Below are 19,289 nucleotides of genomic sequence, written 5' to 3'. Positions count from 1 at the left end.
GCGATTTTATCTTTTTATAGATTAAAACCTCCTTAAAATTACAAATCCGCAATTTTTAGTGTTAAATTTGAGGATAATTAAAAATTTTGTCAAACGACGAAATGTTAAATTTATAGATGAAGGGTGATTAATTGTTTTTTTTATAACTTTTATCTTAAAAAAAACAGTCGGTCGAAGTGCTAAATTTTGTTAAAATAGTCGTGAATCTTTAATAGTCAGCGTTAATACGTGTGTAAACTATTTGTTTTGTAGTATTGCTTTTTGAAATTTAGCAAATTTTTTATCCTATGAAAAGATTAGAAATATGGCTTATTTCTAGTGTCTTTTTTTTGATTTAGGACTCTGATAAATAGGTTTAATGTAAAATTACGGTTAACTGATTTCTGGAAAAAAAACGGTTGCAGGTATTTTGTAGCTACTTTCGGTTTTTAATAAACTAAAAAAAATCCTAATATTTTGTTGGTTTATTTTTTGTGCTAGACTAAAATTTAACATTATAGGAGATAGTAAGGATGCTGTTGTAGAATTTTATTTCTGAGTCATTTGTGCTTCCATTGGCTATTATTACTTTTAATAATCCGTTTTTTGTTAGTAGTCCTAAGCCTACTCCGGCACTGATTAAATTATTGAATTTTGTGCTGTTTTTTATTGTAGTCTGATCTTGATAAATTCCGTAATCAAGAATGGTGTGTATGTATAAATTTGGAGAAAGTAGGTATCTGTATTCAGTAATAAATAAATTTGCAATATTTCCTTGGAGGCTATTTTCTGAAAATCCTCTAATTGAATTTAATCCTCCAAATCTAAAAAGTTCATTTATTATATAATTGTCGCTTTTTAGATATAGAATTTGAGGGTTGATGAAAACAAAGTTTTTTTTATTTAATTCGAAAGTATAAGACAGATTTAGGTTAGCGTAAAATTGATTAGTTGTTTCTGTAGTTTCGGAAGAGTTGTTTGTGCTTCTTTTTCCATAACCAAATAATAGATTTGCATACGATTTTCTTGGGAACAGATAGTTAGAGTAATTATTTTTTTTGTATTCTAGTGTGGTAGTAATGTAGGAGTTTTTGAAATCGCTGAGTGTGGTATTGTTGGTGTTTTGGATGTCGCTTGATTCTGTTGATTGGTATCCAACATATATTTTAGAATTGTAATTTAAATAATAGCCGAGATCGATTGCTGTTTTTGTGTTTTGAAATGTGCTGTCCTGTTTGAAGATATTTAGCTGAGCTTTTATTCCTAGTGCGGTTTTGAAAATATAAGGAATTTCAAGTTTTGTATTAAAGGTTGTTTGTTTGTTGCCGTCAGTTTTCCAGTATAATGAAAATTGTTCACCTGCATGGAGTGTATTTATTAATGAAATATCTAAATATCCATTAAGTCGTATTTTTTTACTGTCATCATTTGAAAAACCTATGTAGCCATCAAAAGTATTGGCTTTCCTTTTTTCTATATAAGCATAGATTTTAGTTGAGTCGTTTGTGAATAAAATTTCTGGATATTTTAACTGATTTGCAAATTCGTAATTGTTGATGTCTTGATAAAGTTCTTTTGTAATTTCTTGATTAAAGGTTTTGTTTAAATATTTTTTACGAAGTTGTTTTAGATGGCTATCTGGAAAAAAGTTTCTCTCATTTTGATTTCCATAATTTAGAATAATTGAATTTATACTGCGTTTTTTTTCGGTTTTAAAGCTTAAATCGGCATAAAGGATGGTGTCTTTTTTCTGAATATTTTCGAGTTTAATCTTGCTCAGTGCAAAACCAGATTTTTCAGCCTCTAATATTTTTTGATTTAAGTAGTTTTCCACTTCGCTATAAGGAATTATTAGGCTGTCATTTTTTGTTTTTTCAGTTTTGAAAAGAAGATTGTTTGTTCTTATATATATATGTATGTATTTTATTTTTTTATTTAATGATATAATGGCTGTATAGGAGCTGTCGTTTATTTTGTCGGTTTGTAGTATTTTGCTGTTGATGTATCCGATTTTAGAAAGCTTTTCGGTAGTGTTTTTTGTTTCGTTTAAAAGCGACTTTAGATTTGGATGTAGGTGATTGTAGTTTAATGAATCGATGATTTTACTTTCGGTATTGTTGGTGCCATTTATTTTTAGGTAAAAGTTTTGGGCATAACCAGAAATGCTTAAAAATAGAAAAAGAAATATTTGTATTAAGTGTTTCAAGGGCAGCTGTTTCATTTATTAAAATATTGCAAATATCTATTGTTTGTTTGTAAAATCATAAGCCTAAATAATCTTATTGAAAATTAATGGTTTAACGTTTGTATAGTGAAAAATATTTTATACATTTGCAACCCCGTAAAAAGCGGGAATTTAATAAACATAATAATTTTTAGTATTAATTATGCCAACAATTCAACAATTAGTAAGAACAGGAAGAACTCAGATCACTAAGAAGAGTAAATCGGTTGCTTTAGATTCTTGTCCTCAAAGAAGAGGGGTTTGTACGCGTGTTTACACTACTACACCAAAAAAACCAAACTCTGCAATGCGTAAAGTTGCGCGTGTACGTTTGACAAATGGTAATGAGGTGAATGCTTACATCCCAGGAGAAGGACATAATCTACAAGAGCACTCGATAGTATTAGTGCGAGGTGGAAGGGTAAAAGATTTACCAGGTGTTAGATATCATATCGTTCGTGGAGCGCTTGATACGTCAGGTGTTGCGGGAAGAACGCAAAGAAGATCTAAGTACGGTGCTAAACGCCCAAAAGAAGCAAAAAAGTAATTTAAAAACTTTTAAGAAAAAGACATGAGAAAAAGAGCGGCAAAGAAAAGACCACTTTTACCGGATCCAAGGTTTAATGACCAATTAGTTACACGTTTTGTGAACAACTTAATGTGGGATGGTAAGAAATCTACAGCTTTTAAAGTATTTTATGATGCAATTGATATCATTGAAACTAAAAAGCAAAATGATGAGAAAACTTCATTAGAGATCTGGAAAGATGCTTTAACAAACGTTATGCCTCACGTAGAAGTACGTAGCCGTAGAGTTGGTGGAGCTACATTTCAAATCCCAATGCAAATTCGTCCAGACAGAAAAATTTCTATGGCAATGAAGTGGTTAATACTTTATTCAAGAAGAAGAAATGAAAAATCTATGGCACAGCGTTTAGCTTCTGAGTGTTTAGCAGCTGCTAAAGAAGAAGGTGCTGCGGTTAAGAAAAGAATGGATACTCACAAAATGGCAGAAGCTAACAAAGCATTCTCTCACTTTAGATTTTAATTCGTAAGAAATGGCTAGAGATTTAAAATATACAAGAAATATCGGAATCGCTGCTCACATTGATGCTGGTAAAACAACAACGACAGAGCGTATTCTTTTTTATACTGGAAAGTCACACAAAATTGGTGAGGTGCACGATGGTGCTGCAACAATGGACTGGATGGCTCAAGAGCAAGAAAGAGGTATTACAATTACTTCTGCTGCTACAACTTGTACTTGGAACTTTCCAACTGTACAAGGTAAAGTTATTCCAGAATCATTACCATACCACTTTAATATTATTGATACTCCTGGGCACGTTGACTTTACTGTAGAGGTAAACCGTTCTTTACGTGTGCTTGATGGTTTGGTTTTCTTATTTAGCGCTGTTGATGGTGTTGAGCCTCAATCAGAAACTAACTGGAGACTTGCGGATCAATATAGAGTTCCTCGTATGGGATTCGTAAACAAAATGGACCGTCAAGGTGCTAACTTTTTAGCTGTATGTGGGCAGGTTAAAGATATGTTGAAATCGAATGCGGTTGCAATTACTTTGCCTATTGGTGATGAGGCAGATTTTAAAGGTATTGTTGACTTAGTGAAAAATCAAGCTATTGTATGGCATGATGAAACTCAAGGAGCTACTTTTGATATCGTTGATATCCCAGCTGATATGGTTGATGATGTAAAACACTACCGTTCTATCCTTATCGAAGAGATTGCTACTTATGATGAGAATCTTTTAGATAAATACATGGAAGATGAAAACTCTATTACAGAGGAAGAAATCAACAATGCTTTAAGAGCTGCAACTATCGATATGGCAATCATTCCTATGCTTGCTGGTTCTTCTTTCAAAAACAAAGGAGTTCAATTTATGTTAGATGCTGTTTGCAAGTATTTACCATCTCCATTAGATAAAGAAGGTATTGAAGGAATTCATCCTGATGATGCTGAATTATTAGAAGAAGATCAAACTAAAATCTTACGTCGCCCAGATGTAAAAGAGCCGTTTGCTGCTTTAGCATTTAAAATTGCTACTGACCCATTCGTAGGTCGTTTAGCTTTCTTCCGTGCTTACTCTGGACGTTTAGATGCTGGTTCTTATGTTTTAAATACTCGTTCTGGTAACAAAGAGAGAATCTCTCGTATTTACCAAATGCACGCTAACAAACAAAATCCAATCGAATTTATTGAGGCTGGAGATATTGGAGCTGCTGTAGGATTTAAAGATATCAAAACTGGAGATACTTTGTGTGATGAAAAGAATCCGATTATTTTGGAATCTATGAAATTCCCAGAGCCGGTAATCGGTATCGCTATTGAGCCTAAAACTAAAGCTGACGTTGATAAAATGGGTATGGCTTTAGCTAAATTAGCTGAAGAGGATCCAACGTTTACTGTAAGAACTGATGAGGCTTCAGGTCAAACTATTATTTCTGGTATGGGTGAGCTTCACTTAGATATCTTAGTTGATCGTATGAAACGTGAGTTTAAGGTAGAGGTTAATCAAGGTGAGCCACAAGTAGAATATAAAGAGGCGTTTACTAAATCTGCTCAACATAGAGAAACTTACAAGAAACAATCTGGAGGTCGTGGTAAATTCGGTGATATCGTATTTAGAATCGAGCCTGCTGATGAAGTTGATGGTAAAGTTCCAGTTGGATTACAGTTTGTAAATGAGGTAAAAGGTGGTAACGTACCTAAAGAGTATATTCCTGCTGTTGAAAAAGGTTTCCGTGAGGCTATGAAAACAGGTCCATTAGCTGGATACGCTGTTGATAGTTTAAAAGTGACTTTATTAGACGGGTCTTTCCACCCTGTGGATTCTGATGCTCTTTCTTTTGAATTAGCTGCTAGAATGGGTTATAAAGAGTCAGGACGTGCTGCTGGAGCTGTTATTCTTGAGCCAATCATGAAAATCGAAGTTATTACTCCAGAAGAAAATATGGGTGATATCGTAGGTGACTTGAACCGTCGTAGAGGTCAAGTTAATGACATGGGTGATAGAAATGGTGCTAAAACTATTAAAGCTGATGTGCCTTTGTCAGAAATGTTTGGTTATGTAACTACATTAAGAACATTATCTTCTGGTAGAGCTACTTCAACAATGGAGTTTTCTCACTATGCAGAAACACCTTCTAATATTTCAGAAGAGGTAATCAAAAAAGCAAAAGGTAACGCTTAATTTTAAGAAAATGAGTCAAAAAATCAGAATAAAACTAAAATCTTACGATCACATGTTGGTAGATAAATCTGCTGAAAAGATCGTAAAAACAGTAAAAACTACTGGAGCAGTTGTAACAGGTCCAATTCCGTTGCCAACTCACAAAAAACTTTTCACTGTATTGCGTTCTCCGCACGTTAACAAAAAAGCGAGAGAGCAATTTGAAGTAATGTCATACAAGAGATTGATTGATATTTATTCATCTTCATCTAAAACTATTGATGCTTTAATGAAACTTGAATTGCCAAGTGGAGTTGAAGTTGAGATTAAAGTATAATTTTATTATATTTTTTCATATAAAAAGCGAGGTAGAAATACTTCGCTTTTTTTGTTTGTGAAATATGATTTTGAGATGTGTGTTTTGTGATTTTTTTATTTTTTTAAAATCTTGGATATTTTTGTAAAAGCCTTTGTTTAAAGGTAGTGTGGAGGATTAGTGTCGCGATTCTGTTATTTAATTGTTAAGTAAAAAGTCTTTTTGGGTGATGAAAAAGGAATTGGGTTTTGGTGGTAAAAAAGTTTCTTTTATTGGTATTTTGAGGCTTGGATTTTGATAATGAGCGATTTAATTTTTCTAACTGTTTGGTTTATTCAATTTTAATATCTACTTTTGCACTCCCTGTTTGGAAATTTCTGTTATTTTCAAATTGAAGGGAATTTTAGTAATTAATAATTAATATTTATGTCTGGGTTAATTGGTAAGAAAATCGGCATGACTAGTATCTTCGACGAAAACGGGAAAAATATTCCTTGTACAGTAATCGAAGCTGGACCATGCGTTGTTACCCAAGTCAGAACCAACGAGGTTGACGGGTATGAAGCGTTGCAACTTGGTTTCGATGACAAAAACGAGAAACATTCTACTAAAGCGGCTTTAGGTCACTTTAAAAAAGCTGGAACTGTTGCTAAGAAAAAAGTCGTTGAATTCCAAGATTTTGCAACTGAACAAAAATTAGGAGATCTTATTGATGTTACTATTTTTGAAGAAGGAGAATTTGTAGATGTACAAGGTGTATCTAAAGGTAAAGGTTTCCAAGGTGTTGTTAAACGTCACGGTTTTGGTGGTGTTGGACAAGCTACTCATGGTCAGCACAACCGTTTAAGAGCGCCAGGTTCTGTAGGAGCTTCTTCTTATCCATCTAGAGTATTCAAAGGAATGCGTATGGCTGGAAGAATGGGAGGAGAAAATGTAAAAGTTCAAAACCTTAGAGTTTTAAAAGTAGTTGCTGATAAGAATCTACTTGTTGTTAAAGGATGTGTTCCTGGGCACAAAAACTCTTATGTAATCATTCAGAAGTAATGGAAGTAAAAGTATTAGATTTCAACGGAAAAGATACTGGAAGAAAAGTTCAACTTTCTGATTCAGTATTCGCAATTGAACCAAACAATCACGCTGTATATCTTGATGTTAAGCAATATCTTGCTAATCAAAGACAAGGTACTCATAAAGCTAAAGAAAGAGCTGAAGTAACTGGAAGTACGCGTAAGATTAAAAAACAAAAAGGAACTGGTACTGCTCGTGCAGGAAGTGTTAAGAATCCTTTGTTTAAAGGTGGTGGAACAGTTTTCGGGCCAAGACCAAGAAGTTATTCATTTAAATTGAATAAAGGCTTAAAGAGATTAGCTAGAAAATCAGCTTTCTCAATCAAAGCAAAAGAGTCAAATATTGTGGTTTTAGAAGACTTTAATTTTGAAGTGCCAAACACTAAAAATTTCATTAACGTTTTGAAAGCTTTAGGGTTAGAAAATAAAAAATCTCTATTTGTGTTGGGTGAGTCGAATAAAAACGTATATTTGTCGTCACGCAATTTAAAGGCTTCAAATGTCGTAACTAGCTCGGAATTAAGCACTTACGCAATATTAAACGCTAATAATTTAGTGCTTTTGGAAGGTTCTTTAGAGTTAATTGAAGAAAATTTAAGTAAATAATAGGAATATGAGCATCATTATTAGACCTATAGTAACGGAAAAAGTAACCAAAGAAAGTGAAGTTCTAAACCGCTTCGGATTCGTTGTTAACAAAAAAGCAAACAAAGTTGAGATTAAGAAAGCTGTTGAAGCTGCTTATGGAGTAACTATCGTTTCTGTTAACACAATGAATGTGAGACCAGATAGATCTACTAAATACACTAAAAGTGGTTTAATCAGTGGAAAGACAAATGCATATAAAAAAGCAATTGTTCAAGTACAAGAAGGAGAAACAATTGATTTTTACAACAATATCTAAGATAGAAAAATGTCAGTAAGAAAATTAAAACCTATTACCCCGGGTCAGCGATTTAGAGTTGTGAATGGTTATGACGCTATTACAACTGATAAGCCGGAACGCTCTTTGATAGCGCCGATAAAAAACTCAGGAGGTAGAAATAGTCAAGGAAAGATGACCATGCGTTATACGGGTGGTGGTCACAAGCAGAGATATCGTATTATTGATTTCAAAAGAACTAAAGATGGAATTCCAGCTACAGTGAAATCAATTGAATACGATCCAAATCGTACTGCATTCATCGCTTTGTTAGCTTATGCTGATGGAGAGAAAACTTATATTATCGCTCAAAACGGATTGAAAGTTGGTCAGAAATTAGTTTCTGGGCCAGAATCTCAACCAGAGATTGGTAATACATTACCTTTAAGCAGAATTCCTCTTGGAACTGTTATATCTTGTATTGAGTTACGTCCAGGACAAGGAGCTGTTATTGCTCGTTCAGCTGGAACTTTTGCTCAGTTAATGGCAAGAGACGGGAAATATGCAACAATTAAAATGCCATCTGGTGAGACAAGATTGATCTTGTTGACTTGTTCGGCTACAATTGGAGCTGTTTCTAACTCTGATCATCAATTAGTTGTATCTGGAAAAGCAGGTAGAACAAGATGGTTAGGAAGAAGACCTAGAACTAGACCAGTAGCGATGAACCCAGTTGATCACCCTATGGGAGGTGGTGAAGGACGTTCTTCTGGAGGGCACCCACGTTCAAGAAACGGATTGCCAGCTAAAGGTTACAGAACTCGTTCTAAGAAAAACCCGAGTAACAAGTATATCGTAGAACGTAGAAAGAAATAATAAGATATGGCACGTTCATTAAAAAAAGGACCTTTCGTTCATTATAAATTAGACAAGAAAGTTCAAGAAAACGTAGAAAGTGGTAAGAATGCAGTTGTAAAGACTTGGTCTAGAGCTTCAATGATTACTCCAGATTTCGTTGGACAAACTATCGCAGTTCATAACGGTCGTCAATTTGTACCAGTTTACGTAACAGAAAACATGGTAGGTCACAAATTAGGAGAGTTTTCGCCAACTAGATCTTTTAGAGGTCATGCTGGAGCAAAAAATAAAGGTAAAAAATAAAAGAAGCAATGGGAGTTCGTAAAAGAGAAACAGCAGATGCGAGAAAAGAGACTAATAAGTCTATCGCTTTCGCAAAATTGAATAACTGCCCTACTTCACCTAGAAAAATGCGCTTAGTAGCGGACTTGGTAAGAGGTCAGAAGGTAGAAAGAGCACTTAACATTTTAAGATTCAGTTCTAAAGAAGCTTCAAGAAAATTAGAAAAACTATTATTATCTGCAATCAATAACTGGGAGCAAAAAAATAGTGAAGGTAATTTAGAAGAGGCTGGATTATTTGTTAAAGAGATCAGAGTAGATGGTGGAATGATGTTGAAAAGACTTCGTCCAGCTCCACAAGGTCGTGCACACAGAATAAGAAAACGTTCTAATCACGTAACAATCGTGCTTGGAGCTATCAATAACACACAAAGCAATTCTTAAGCAGCATGGGACAAAAGACAAATCCAATTGGAAATAGACTTGGTATCATCAGAGGATGGGACTCAAACTGGTATGGTGGAAATGATTACGGTGATAAATTAGCCGAAGATCACAAAATCAGAAAGTATATCCACGCTCGTTTATCAAAAGCTAGTGTATCAAAAGTAATCATCGAGAGAACTTTGAAACTTGTAACCGTTACTATCACTACTGCTAGACCTGGTATTATTATCGGAAAAGGCGGACAAGAGGTAGACAAGTTAAAAGAAGAACTTAAGAAAGTTACTGACAAAGAGGTTCAAATTAACATCTTTGAAATTAAAAGACCTGAGTTAGATGCTTATCTTGTGGCGACAAGCATCGCTCGTCAAATCGAAAGCCGTATTTCTTACAGACGTGCAATCAAAATGGCTATTGCTGCTTCTATGCGTATGAACGCTGAGGGTATCAAAGTTTTGATTTCTGGTCGTTTGAATGGTGCTGAGATGGCGCGTTCGGAAGGTTTCAAAGAAGGTAGAATTCCTCTATCAACTTTCAGAGCTGACATTGATTATGCTCTTGCTGAAGCTCATACTACTTACGGTAGAATGGGAATTAAAGTATGGATCATGAAAGGTGAAGTTTACGGTAAGAGAGAACTTTCTCCACTTGCTGGAATGGATAAAAAACAATCTGGTACAGGTGGTGGAAAAGGTGGAGATGCTCCTAGAGGCAAATCTAACTTTAACAAAGGTGGAAAACCAGACGCTCGTAAAAGAAAGTAAATTTTTAAACTAAAGAAAAATGTTACAGCCTAAAAGAACAAAATACCGTAAGGTACAAAAAGGTAGAATGAAAGGTAACTCTCAAAGAGGGCATGAGCTTTCAAATGGAATGTTTGGTATTAAATCTGTACATGAAGATGGAATGTTCTTAACTTCTCGTCAAATTGAAGCTGCGCGTATCGCTGCAACTCGTTACATGAAAAGAGAGGGACAATTATGGATTAAAATTTTCCCAGACAAACCTATTACTAAGAAGCCTCTTGAAGTACGTATGGGTAAAGGTAAAGGAGCAGTTGAGTATTGGGCTGCTGTTGTTAAACCAGGAAGAATTATGTTTGAAGTTGGAGGAGTTCCATTGTCAGTTGCAAAAGAGGCTTTGCGCCTTGCAGCTCAAAAACTTCCAGTAAAAACTAAGTTCGTCGTTGCTAGAGATTTCGAAGCATAATTTATATTTATTATGAAACAATCAGAAATAAAAGATCTTTCTGCAGCGGAGTTGCAAGAAAAGCTTAGTCAAACTAAGAAAGTATATGCTGACCTAAAAATGGCTCACGCAATCTCTCCAATTGCTAACCCACTTCAGATTAGAAGCGTTAGAAGAACAGTTGCAAGATTAGCTACAGAGTTAACTAAAAGAGAGTTACAATAATTGTATTCTGCTGAAAGATGGAAGAAAAAAGAAATTTAAGAAAAGAAAGAATAGGTGTTGTTACTTCAAACAAGATGGATAAATCTATCGTGATTTCTGAAGTAAGAAAAGTAAAACACCCATTATACGGTAAGTTCGTGTTGAAAACTAAGAAATATGTTGCACACGACGAAACAAACGACTGTAACATTGGAGATACTGTAAGAATTAGCGAAACGCGTCCTTTAAGTAAAACAAAATGTTGGAGATTAGTTGAAATCTTAGAAAGAGCTAAATAATTATGGTACAACAAGAATCAAGACTAAAAGTAGCAGATAACACGGGAGCTAAAGAAGTTTTAACTATTCGTGTTTTAGGAGGTACTAAAAGAAGATATGCCTCTGTTGGTGACAAAATTGTAGTTTCTATCAAAGATGCAACTCCAAACGGAAACGTGAAAAAAGGAGCTGTTTCAACTGCAGTTGTTGTACGTACCAAAAAAGAAGTGAGAAGAGCTGATGGTTCTTATATCCGTTTCGATGACAATGCATGTGTTCTTTTGAACGCTGCAGGGGAAATGAGAGGAACTCGTGTTTTTGGTCCGGTAGCAAGAGAACTTCGTGAAAAACAATTCATGAAAATTGTATCATTAGCACCAGAAGTGCTTTAATTCGTTTTAAGATGATAAAGCTAAAAATAAAATCAGGAGATATCGTAAGAGTTATTGCTGGAGACCATAAAGGTGCTGAAGGTAAAGTTTTACGTGTTTACCGTGAGAAAAATAAAGCGATAGTTGAAGGTGTGAACATGGTTTCAAAACATACAAAACCAAGTGCTAAAAACCCTCAAGGTGGTATCGTTAAGAAAGAAGCTTCTATTCAAATTTCTAACATTTCTCTAATTGATCCTAAAACTAAGGAGACAACTAGAGTTGGTATTAGAATAGAAGGAGATAAGAAAGTAAGATTTTCAAAAAAATCTAATCAAGTACTATAGTAATGGCATATACACCTAGACTAAAAGAAGAATATAAGAGTAGAGTGATCTCTGCTCTTAAAGAAGAGTTCGGATATACAAACGTAATGCAAGTTCCTAAACTTGAAAAAATCGTTTTGAGCCGTGGAGTTGGTGCAGCTGTATCTGATAAAAAACTTATTGACTATGCTGTTGATGAGTTAACAAAGATCACTGGACAAAAAGCAGTTTCTACAATCTCTAAGAAAGACGTTGCGTCTTTTAAATTGAGAAAGGGAATGCCTATTGGAGCAAAAGTTACATTACGTGGAGAAAGAATGTATGAGTTTTTAGATAGACTTATCACTTCAGCTTTACCACGTGTTAGAGATTTCGGTGGTATTAAAGCTACTGGTTTTGATGGAAGAGGTAACTACAATCTTGGAGTTTTAGAGCAAATCATTTTCCCAGAAATTGATATTGACAAAGTAAACAAAATTTCAGGAATGGATATTACTTTTGTTACTACTGCAAAAACAGACAAGGAAGCAAAGTCATTATTGGCTGAATTAGGATTACCTTTTAAAAAGAATTAAGACATGGCTAAAGAATCAATGAAAGCCCGCGAGGTTAAAAGAGAGAAAACGGTAGCTAAATATGCTGAGAAGAGAAAAGCTTTATTAGAAGCTGGAGACTACGAAGGTTTACAAAGATTACCTAAAAATGCTTCACCAGTTCGTTTGCACAATCGTTGTAAATTAACAGGTAGACCTAGAGGTTATATCCGTCAATTCGGTATTTCACGTGTAACTTTCCGTGAAATGGCTAACAATGGGTTAATTCCAGGAGTTAAAAAGGCTTCTTGGTAATCTCGCAATAAGTTATTACTTTTGCAAACCAGAAAATAATTTTAATTGATTAAAGGTTCGGGAGACGGGTGTCTCCCGAAAACCATAATCGCAATCAAATACATATGTATACAGATCCTATTGCAGATTATTTGACTAGAGTTCGTAACGCTGTGGCTGCAAACCACAAAGTTGTTGAAATTCCAGCATCTAATCTTAAAAAAGAGATAACTAAGATCTTATTTGATCAAGGTTACATCTTAAGTTACAAATTTGAGCAGAACACTGTACAAGGTTCTATCAAAATCGCTTTGAAGTACGATAAAGATACTAAAGAGCCTGTAATCAAAGATATCCAAAGAATTAGTAAACCAGGTTTACGTAAGTACGCTGGTGCTGCCAAATTACCTAGAATCCTTAATGGATTAGGAATTGCTATTGTTTCTACATCAAAAGGTTTGATGACAGGAAAACAAGCTAAGCAATTAAATGTAGGTGGTGAGGTAATTTGTTACGTATACTAATTTTAAACACTAGATAAGATGTCAAGAATAGGTAAAAGTCCAATTGTAATCCCTGCTGGTGTAACTGTTGAAGTTAAAGATGGTATTATTACAGTAAAAGGAAAAAGAGGTCAACTAGTTCAGGAGTTTTCGGACGTAAATGTAACAGTTGAAGGCGATCAAGTTTTAGTAGAAAGATCGTCTGATCATAAAGACCATAGAGCAAAACACGGATTATTCAGATCTTTGATCAATAATATGATTGTTGGTGTTTCTGAAGGTTTCACAAAAGAACTAGAATTAGTTGGAGTTGGTTATAGAGCTTCAAACCAAGGTCAAAAGTTAGATTTAGCTCTTGGATATTCTCACAATATTGTTTTAGAGATTGCTCCAGAAGTATCTTTAGAAACAGTATCTGAAAAAGGTAAGAACCCAATCGTAAAATTAACATCATTTGATAAACAACTTTTAGGACAAGTTGCTGCGAAAATCAGAAGTTTCCGTAAGCCAGAGCCATACAAAGGTAAAGGTGTTAAATTTGTGGGTGAAGTATTAAGAAGAAAAGCAGGTAAATCAGCTTAAAATATAAGATTATGTCATTAACAAAATCTGAAAGAAGACAGAGAATTAAATTCAGAATTAGAAAATCGGTTAGTGGTACTGCTGCAAGACCTAGACTTTCTGTTTTTAGAAGTAATAAAGAAATTTACGCTCAAATCATTGATGATGTAAATGGAGTTACTATATTAGCTGCATCTTCAAGAGAAAAAGAAATAGGAAAAGGTACTAACGTTGAAGTAGCTGCTGCTGTTGGAAAACTAGTTGCAGAGAAAGCGTTAAAAGCTGGGATTGATACCATCACTTTTGATAGAGGTGGATATTTGTATCACGGTCGTATTAAATCATTAGCAGAAGGCGCAAGAGCCGCTGGACTTAAATTCTAATATATTATGTCTAAATACAAAAATGTAGAATTGGTAAAACCTAGTGGTCTTGAATTAAAAGATCGTCTAGTTAGTGTTAATCGTGTTACTAAAGTTACAAAAGGTGGTAGAGCTTTCGGTTTTTCTGCTATTGTAGTTGTAGGTGATGAAAATGGAGTAGTTGGTCATGGATTAGGAAAATCTAAAGACGTTTCTGAAGCAATTGCGAAAGCAGTAGAAGATGCTAAGAAAAATCTAGTTAGAATTCCTTTGAATGGACAATCTGTTCCTCACGAACAAAAAGGTAAATTTGGTGGTGCACGTGTATTCTTAATTCCAGCATCTCATGGTACTGGAGTTATTGCTGGTGGAGCTGTTCGTTCAGTTCTTGAGTCAGTAGGTATTCACGATGTATTGTCTAAATCTCAAGGATCGTCAAATCCACATAACGTAGTAAAAGCAACTTTTGATGCTTTATTGCAAATGAGAAGCGCTCATACTGTTGCAAAACAAAGAGGTGTTTCTTTAGAGAAAGTTTTTAAAGGTTAATTCAGGAAATTATGGCTAAATTATTAGTAAAACAAGTAAGAAGCAAAATCAACTGTCCTCTTTCTCAAAAGAGAGGGTTGGAAGCTTTAGGTCTACGTAAAATTGGACAAGTTGTGGAGCATGAGTCAAATCCTGCTATCCTTGGGATGATAAACAAAGTTAAACACTTAGTTTCTGTAGAAGAAGCTAAATAACAAATACTGTTATGAATTTAAGTAACTTACAACCTGCTGAGGGATCTACACACAATCAAAATAAAAGATTAGGTAGAGGAGAAGGTTCTGGAAAAGGTGGTACCGCTGCACGTGGACACAAAGGAGCAAAATCTCGTTCTGGTTATTCTAAAAAGATTGGTTTTGAAGGAGGGCAGATGCCACTTCAAAGACGTGTACCTAAGTTTGGTTTCAAAAACATCAATCGTAAAGAATACGAAGGTGTTAATTTAGATACTCTTCAATTATTAGTTGATAACGGTGTAATTACTGATTCTGTTTCTATGACAGATTTCGTAGCAAATCGTCTGGCTACTAAAAATGAAATCGTTAAGATTTTAGGTAGAGGAGAATTGAAAGCAAAATTAAAAGTAACTGCCCACAAATTTACTGCTACTGCAAAAGCTGCTATTGAGGCTGCTGGTGGAGAAGCTGTAACTATATAACTTATCTATTAAGATGAAGAAATTTATTGAATCAATAAGTAATGTTTGGAAAATCGAAGAACTAAAAAATAGAATCTTAATTACGTTAGGATTACTTTTAGTATATCGTTTTGGAGCACACGTTACGCTTCCTGGAATTGACGCAACGCAATTGACTGGATTAGCGGGACAAACTAAAAATGGTCTAGGATCTATTCTAGACATGTTCACCGGGGGTGCTTTCTCTAAGGCTTCAGTTTTTGCTTTAGGTATCATGCCTTATATTTCTGCGTCTATTGTTGTTCAGTTGATGGGGATTGCGATTCCATATTTACAAAAACTTCAAAATGATGGGGAAAGTGGTAGAAAAAAGATTAATCAAATCACTCGTTGGTTGACAATCGCTATCACATTGGTTCAAGGTCCAACTTATATCTATAATTTATACAGAACATTGCCTAGTAATGCATTTTTGCTAGGCTTTAATTCTCCCGAATTTTTGTTCTCGTCTGTTATCATTTTGGTTACTGGTACAATTTTTGCTATGTGGCTTGGTGAGAAGATTACAGATAAAGGTATTGGAAATGGTATTTCATTGTTAATTATGGTTGGTATTTTAGCTCGTTTACCACAAGCTTTTATACAAGAGTTTACAACTCGTGTTACCAATAACAATGGAGGTCCAATGTTATTAGTTATTGAAATTATTGTGTGGTTATTAGTTATTATATCTTGTGTATTGCTTACAATGGCAGTACGTAGAATTCCTGTACAGTATGCTCGTCGTACAACTACAGGAGATTACGAACAAGATTTGGCTGGAGGTAATAGACAATGGATCCCTCTTAAGCTTAATGCTTCTGGGGTTATGCCAATTATTTTTGCTCAGGCAATTATGTTTATTCCTGCTGCTGTAGCTGGATTGTCTAAATCAGATACATCACAATCTATTGTTGGTGCATTTAGTAATATGTTTGGTTTTTGGTATAATTTTGTTTTTGCAACTTTAATTATTGTATTTACATTCTTTTATACTGCAATCACTGTACCTACTAATAAAATGGCTGATGATTTAAAGAGAAGCGGTGGTTTCATTCCTGGAGTTCGTCCTGGAGCAGAAACTTCTGATTTCCTTGATAAGGTGATGTCTTTAATAACTTTCCCAGGATCTTTATTCCTTGCTTTGATTGCTGTGTTCCCAGCTATTGTTGTAAGTATTATGGATGTACAACAATCTTGGGCAATGTTTTTTGGAGGTACCTCATTAATAATTATGGTTGGAGTTGCAATAGATACTATTCAACAAATCAATTCATACTTGTTAAACAAACATTATGATGGTTTAATGAAGACTGGTAAAAATAGAAAAGCGGTAGCTTAATATATTTATGGCAAAACAATCAGCAATAGAACAAGACGGATCAATTATTGAAGCATTATCAAATGCGATGTTCCGTGTAGAGTTAGAAAATGGACATATTGTAATTGCTCATATTTCTGGAAAAATGCGAATGCATTATATCAAATTATTACCTGGTGATAAAGTGAAACTAGAAATGAGTCCTTACGATTTGTCAAAAGCAAGAATTACTTATCGATATTAAAGGATATTCACTATGAAAGTTAGAGCATCAGTAAAAAAGAGAAGTGCCGAGTGCATTATCGTGCGTAGAAAAGGGAGACTGTACGTAATAAACAAAAAGAATCCTAGATTTAAACAAAGACAAGGATAATTATGGCAAGAATAGCAGGGGTAGATATCCCAAAAAACAAAAGAGGTGTTATCGCACTTACCTATATCTTTGGATTAGGAAAAAGTAGAGCTATTGAGATTTTAGAAAAAGCTCAAGTTAGCCAGGATAAAAAAGTTCAAGATTGGAATGATGATGAAATCGGAGCGATTCGTGAAGCTGTTTCATTTTACAAAATTGAAGGAGAATTACGTTCTGAAATTTCTTTAAACATTAAACGTTTAATGGATATCGGATGTTACAGAGGTATTCGTCATAGATCTGGTCTTCCATTAAGAGGGCAAAGAACTAAAAACAACTCAAGAACAAGAAAAGGTAAAAGAAAAACTGTTGCTAACAAGAAAAAAGCAACTAAATAATAAGTAATATGGCTAAAGCAACTGCAAAAAAACGTAAAGTTATCGTTGAATCAACGGGTGAGGCTCATATTTCTGCCACTTTTAATAACATTATTATTTCTTTGACTAATAAGAAAGGTGAAGTTATCTCTTGGTCTTCAGCTGGTAAAATGGGTTTCAGAGGTTCTAAAAAGAATACTCCTTATGCAGCTCAAATGGCAGCAGAAGATTGCGCTAAAGTAGCACTTGAGGCAGGACTTAAAAAAGTGAAAGTTTATGTAAAAGGACCAGGTAACGGACGTGAGTCTGCTATCCGTTCTATTCATAACGGTGGAATCGAAGTTACAGAGATTATCGATGTTACTCCAATGCCACACAACGGATGTCGTCCTCCAAAAAGACGTAGAGTTTAATTTTTTATTTTTATAGTATAAACAAGGTAGAACATAGATTATCGAAGGATTAGACCTGAATTCATAATTTCTACCTTAAAATTTTTTTTAAAATGGCAAGATATACTGGTCCTAAAACCAAAATCGCTCGTAAATTTGGCGAGGCAATCTTCGGAGATGATAAATCTTTCGAAAAAAGAAATTACCCACCTGGACAACACGGGATGGCTAAAAAAAGAGGAAAAAAATCTGAGTATGCTGTTCAGTTAATGGAAAAGCAAAAAGCTAAATATTCTTACGGAATTTTAGAAAAACAATTCAGAAATTTATTCGAAAAAGCATCAGCTACTAAAGGAGTTACTGGTGAAGTTTTATTACAATTATGCGAAGCAAGATTGGATAATGTTGTTTTTAGAATGGGAATTGCTCCATCTAGAAGAGGTGCGCGTCAAATCGTTTCTCACAGACACATTACTGTAAATGGAGAGGTTGTTAATATTCCTTCTTACCACCTTAAGCCTGGTGATAAAGTTGCAGTTCGTGAAAAATCTAAATCTTTAGAAGCTATCGAACGTTCTTTATCAAATTCAAGTCATGTTTATGAATGGATTACTTGGAACAATGATCTTAAAGAAGGAACTTTTGTTTCTGTACCTGCGAGACTTCAAATTCCAGAAAACATTAAAGAACAATTAATCGTAGAGTTGTACAACAAATAATAATTGACTTAGTCGAAATTTATGGCAATATTTAATTTTCAAAAGCCCGATAAAGTTATCATGATCGATTCAACCGATTTTGAAGGTAAATTTGAGTTTAGACCTTTAGAACCTGGTTATGGATTGACAGTTGGTAATGCACTTAGAAGAGTTTTGCTTTCAGCGTTAGAAGGTTATGCAATTACATCTGTTCGTATCGAAGGTGTAGATCATGAGTTTTCTACTATTTCAGGTGTTGTTGAGGATGTTACCGAAATTATCCTTAATCTAAAACAAGTACGTTTCAAACGTCAGATTGAAGATATCGATAATGAATCAGTTACTATTTCTGTTTCTGGTAAAGATCAATTAACAGCAGGTGATTTTCAAAAATTTATCTCAGGTTTTCAAGTTTTGAATCCAGACCTTGTTATCTGTAATTTAGATTCTAAAATCAAATTGAACTTCGATTTAACAATCGAGAAAGGTAGAGGATACGTTCCTGCTGAAGAGAACAAAAAACAGAATGCTGCAATTGGAACAATTTTTACAGATTCTATTTTTACTCCGGTAAAAAATGTAAAATATGCAATCGAAAATTTCCGTGTAGAGCAAAAAACAGATTACGAAAAATTAGTTTTTGAAATCAAAACTGATGGATCTATTAATCCAAAAGATGCTCTTACTGAAGCTGCTAAAGTTTTAATTCACCATTTCATGTTATTCTCTGACGAAAGAATTACACTTGAGGCTGACGAAATTGCACAAACAGAATCGTATGATGAAGAGTCATTGCATATGAGACAATTGCTTAAAACTAAGCTTGTTGATATGGATTTATCTGTGAGAGCATTAAATTGCTTGAAAGCGGCTGAAGTTGATACACTTGGTGATTTAGTATCGTTCAATAAAAATGACCTAATGAAATTCCGTAATTTTGGTAAAAAATCTTTAACTGAACTTGATGAACTTGTTGCAGTGAAGAATTTAACTTTCGGAATGGATTTAGCTAAATACAAATTAGATAAAGAATAATTTACTTCATATTTTGCTCTCCATAGTGGATTGTAGCAAGATGA

General features: G+C 34.3%; 32 protein-coding genes. 31 read left to right on the top strand and 1 reads right to left on the bottom strand.

The window, feature by feature from the left end:
* Positions 1–481: 481 nt before the first annotated feature.
* On the bottom strand, positions 482–2,185 hold the full coding sequence (locus tag AC5ZCW_RS12545; RefSeq protein WP_496120129.1) for a BamA/TamA family outer membrane protein: 1,704 nt from the start codon (positions 2,183–2,185) through the stop codon (positions 482–484).
* A 181-nt stretch (positions 2,186–2,366) separates the two neighbouring features.
* Between AC5ZCW_RS12545 and rpsL the strand changes: the two genes are divergently transcribed.
* The 31 genes from rpsL (at position 2,367) to AC5ZCW_RS12390 (ending at position 19,245) form a co-directional block, all read left to right on the top strand.
* Complete coding sequence (gene rpsL, locus AC5ZCW_RS12540) at positions 2,367–2,750, top strand: 30S ribosomal protein S12 (protein WP_007136570.1); 384 nt, start codon at positions 2,367–2,369, stop codon at positions 2,748–2,750.
* A 24-nt stretch (positions 2,751–2,774) separates the two neighbouring features.
* Complete coding sequence (rpsG, locus tag AC5ZCW_RS12535; protein ID WP_026727879.1) at positions 2,775–3,251, top strand: 30S ribosomal protein S7; 477 nt, start codon at positions 2,775–2,777, stop codon at positions 3,249–3,251.
* Between the two features lie 10 nt (positions 3,252–3,261).
* Positions 3,262–5,418 (top strand): elongation factor G, encoded by a 2,157-nt coding sequence (gene fusA, locus AC5ZCW_RS12530; RefSeq protein ID WP_343544806.1) that lies wholly within the window; start codon positions 3,262–3,264, stop codon positions 5,416–5,418.
* 10 nt (positions 5,419–5,428) lie between these two features.
* The gene (gene rpsJ / locus AC5ZCW_RS12525) at positions 5,429–5,734 is read left to right on the top strand and encodes a 30S ribosomal protein S10 (RefSeq protein ID WP_007803605.1); all 306 of its coding nucleotides are present in this window, start codon (positions 5,429–5,431) and stop codon (positions 5,732–5,734) included.
* A 405-nt stretch (positions 5,735–6,139) separates the two neighbouring features.
* Positions 6,140–6,757, top strand: coding sequence for a 50S ribosomal protein L3 (gene rplC / locus AC5ZCW_RS12520; protein ID WP_111379743.1), 618 nt, complete (start codon positions 6,140–6,142; stop codon positions 6,755–6,757).
* Entirely contained in the window at positions 6,757–7,386 is a 630-nt protein-coding gene (gene rplD, locus AC5ZCW_RS12515) for a 50S ribosomal protein L4 (protein WP_163407835.1), read from the top strand. Before rplC ends, rplD begins: the two co-directional genes overlap by 1 nt.
* A gap of 7 nt (positions 7,387–7,393) precedes the next feature.
* Positions 7,394–7,684: a 50S ribosomal protein L23 gene (gene rplW / locus AC5ZCW_RS12510; RefSeq protein ID WP_008464286.1), complete on the top strand. Its 291-nt coding sequence runs from the start codon at positions 7,394–7,396 to the stop codon at positions 7,682–7,684.
* A 9-nt stretch (positions 7,685–7,693) separates the two neighbouring features.
* Complete coding sequence (gene rplB / locus AC5ZCW_RS12505) at positions 7,694–8,518, top strand: 50S ribosomal protein L2 (RefSeq protein ID WP_008464287.1); 825 nt, start codon at positions 7,694–7,696, stop codon at positions 8,516–8,518.
* Positions 8,519–8,524: 6 nt separating this feature from the next.
* The gene (gene rpsS, locus AC5ZCW_RS12500; RefSeq protein WP_008464288.1) at positions 8,525–8,803 is read left to right on the top strand and encodes a 30S ribosomal protein S19; all 279 of its coding nucleotides are present in this window, start codon (positions 8,525–8,527) and stop codon (positions 8,801–8,803) included.
* An 8-nt stretch (positions 8,804–8,811) separates the two neighbouring features.
* Entirely contained in the window at positions 8,812–9,225 is a 414-nt protein-coding gene (gene rplV / locus AC5ZCW_RS12495) for a 50S ribosomal protein L22 (protein ID WP_343544807.1), read from the top strand.
* A gap of 5 nt (positions 9,226–9,230) precedes the next feature.
* The gene (gene rpsC, locus AC5ZCW_RS12490; RefSeq protein WP_008464292.1) at positions 9,231–9,989 is read left to right on the top strand and encodes a 30S ribosomal protein S3; all 759 of its coding nucleotides are present in this window, start codon (positions 9,231–9,233) and stop codon (positions 9,987–9,989) included.
* Between the two features lie 19 nt (positions 9,990–10,008).
* Positions 10,009–10,434 (top strand): 50S ribosomal protein L16, encoded by a 426-nt coding sequence (gene rplP, locus AC5ZCW_RS12485; RefSeq protein ID WP_008464295.1) that lies wholly within the window; start codon positions 10,009–10,011, stop codon positions 10,432–10,434.
* Between the two features lie 12 nt (positions 10,435–10,446).
* Entirely contained in the window at positions 10,447–10,638 is a 192-nt protein-coding gene (rpmC, locus tag AC5ZCW_RS12480) for a 50S ribosomal protein L29 (protein ID WP_008464297.1), read from the top strand.
* Between the two features lie 17 nt (positions 10,639–10,655).
* Entirely contained in the window at positions 10,656–10,916 is a 261-nt protein-coding gene (gene rpsQ, locus AC5ZCW_RS12475; RefSeq protein ID WP_012022485.1) for a 30S ribosomal protein S17, read from the top strand.
* A gap of 2 nt (positions 10,917–10,918) precedes the next feature.
* Positions 10,919–11,287: a 50S ribosomal protein L14 gene (gene rplN / locus AC5ZCW_RS12470; protein ID WP_007803649.1), complete on the top strand. Its 369-nt coding sequence runs from the start codon at positions 10,919–10,921 to the stop codon at positions 11,285–11,287.
* A gap of 11 nt (positions 11,288–11,298) precedes the next feature.
* On the top strand, positions 11,299–11,613 hold the full coding sequence (rplX, locus tag AC5ZCW_RS12465) for a 50S ribosomal protein L24 (protein WP_496120122.1): 315 nt from the start codon (positions 11,299–11,301) through the stop codon (positions 11,611–11,613).
* Positions 11,614–11,615: 2 nt separating this feature from the next.
* Positions 11,616–12,167, top strand: coding sequence for a 50S ribosomal protein L5 (rplE, locus tag AC5ZCW_RS12460; protein WP_012022484.1), 552 nt, complete (start codon positions 11,616–11,618; stop codon positions 12,165–12,167).
* Between the two features lie 3 nt (positions 12,168–12,170).
* Positions 12,171–12,440, top strand: a complete 270-nt coding sequence (gene rpsN, locus AC5ZCW_RS12455; RefSeq protein WP_008464305.1) for a 30S ribosomal protein S14 — start codon at positions 12,171–12,173, stop codon at positions 12,438–12,440.
* Between the two features lie 104 nt (positions 12,441–12,544).
* Positions 12,545–12,943 carry a 30S ribosomal protein S8 gene (gene rpsH / locus AC5ZCW_RS12450; RefSeq protein WP_008464306.1) on the top strand — a complete coding sequence of 133 codons (399 nt, stop codon included), beginning with the start codon at positions 12,545–12,547 and terminating at the stop codon, positions 12,941–12,943.
* A gap of 18 nt (positions 12,944–12,961) precedes the next feature.
* Positions 12,962–13,504 carry a 50S ribosomal protein L6 gene (rplF, locus tag AC5ZCW_RS12445; protein ID WP_263522122.1) on the top strand — a complete coding sequence of 181 codons (543 nt, stop codon included), beginning with the start codon at positions 12,962–12,964 and terminating at the stop codon, positions 13,502–13,504.
* An 11-nt stretch (positions 13,505–13,515) separates the two neighbouring features.
* Entirely contained in the window at positions 13,516–13,866 is a 351-nt protein-coding gene (rplR, locus tag AC5ZCW_RS12440; RefSeq protein ID WP_008464310.1) for a 50S ribosomal protein L18, read from the top strand.
* 3 nt (positions 13,867–13,869) lie between these two features.
* Positions 13,870–14,394, top strand: coding sequence for a 30S ribosomal protein S5 (gene rpsE, locus AC5ZCW_RS12435; RefSeq protein WP_085949269.1), 525 nt, complete (start codon positions 13,870–13,872; stop codon positions 14,392–14,394).
* Between the two features lie 11 nt (positions 14,395–14,405).
* The gene (gene rpmD / locus AC5ZCW_RS12430; RefSeq protein WP_008464315.1) at positions 14,406–14,588 is read left to right on the top strand and encodes a 50S ribosomal protein L30; all 183 of its coding nucleotides are present in this window, start codon (positions 14,406–14,408) and stop codon (positions 14,586–14,588) included.
* Between the two features lie 11 nt (positions 14,589–14,599).
* Positions 14,600–15,052, top strand: a complete 453-nt coding sequence (gene rplO / locus AC5ZCW_RS12425; protein WP_109190654.1) for a 50S ribosomal protein L15 — start codon at positions 14,600–14,602, stop codon at positions 15,050–15,052.
* A gap of 13 nt (positions 15,053–15,065) precedes the next feature.
* A complete protein-coding gene (secY, locus tag AC5ZCW_RS12420; RefSeq protein ID WP_007803669.1) occupies positions 15,066–16,412 on the top strand; it encodes a preprotein translocase subunit SecY in 1,347 nt (448 codons plus the stop codon).
* 7 nt (positions 16,413–16,419) lie between these two features.
* Complete coding sequence (infA, locus tag AC5ZCW_RS12415) at positions 16,420–16,635, top strand: translation initiation factor IF-1 (protein WP_007136545.1); 216 nt, start codon at positions 16,420–16,422, stop codon at positions 16,633–16,635.
* Positions 16,636–16,647: 12 nt separating this feature from the next.
* Entirely contained in the window at positions 16,648–16,764 is a 117-nt protein-coding gene (gene ykgO / locus AC5ZCW_RS12410; RefSeq protein ID WP_002987490.1) for a type B 50S ribosomal protein L36, read from the top strand.
* 2 nt (positions 16,765–16,766) lie between these two features.
* Positions 16,767–17,141, top strand: a complete 375-nt coding sequence (rpsM, locus tag AC5ZCW_RS12405; protein WP_008464322.1) for a 30S ribosomal protein S13 — start codon at positions 16,767–16,769, stop codon at positions 17,139–17,141.
* 8 nt (positions 17,142–17,149) lie between these two features.
* Positions 17,150–17,533: a 30S ribosomal protein S11 gene (rpsK, locus tag AC5ZCW_RS12400; protein ID WP_026727866.1), complete on the top strand. Its 384-nt coding sequence runs from the start codon at positions 17,150–17,152 to the stop codon at positions 17,531–17,533.
* Between the two features lie 92 nt (positions 17,534–17,625).
* A complete protein-coding gene (gene rpsD, locus AC5ZCW_RS12395; protein ID WP_008464326.1) occupies positions 17,626–18,231 on the top strand; it encodes a 30S ribosomal protein S4 in 606 nt (201 codons plus the stop codon).
* A gap of 21 nt (positions 18,232–18,252) precedes the next feature.
* On the top strand, positions 18,253–19,245 hold the full coding sequence (locus AC5ZCW_RS12390; protein ID WP_008464329.1) for a DNA-directed RNA polymerase subunit alpha: 993 nt from the start codon (positions 18,253–18,255) through the stop codon (positions 19,243–19,245).
* The last annotated feature ends 44 nt before the right edge of the window (positions 19,246–19,289 follow it).

It is taken from the genome of Flavobacterium sp. PLA-DH12, from assembly GCF_059511845.1.
Note: the sequence above shows the minus strand (reverse complement) of the source record. Positions and strands in the feature narration are given on the sequence as shown.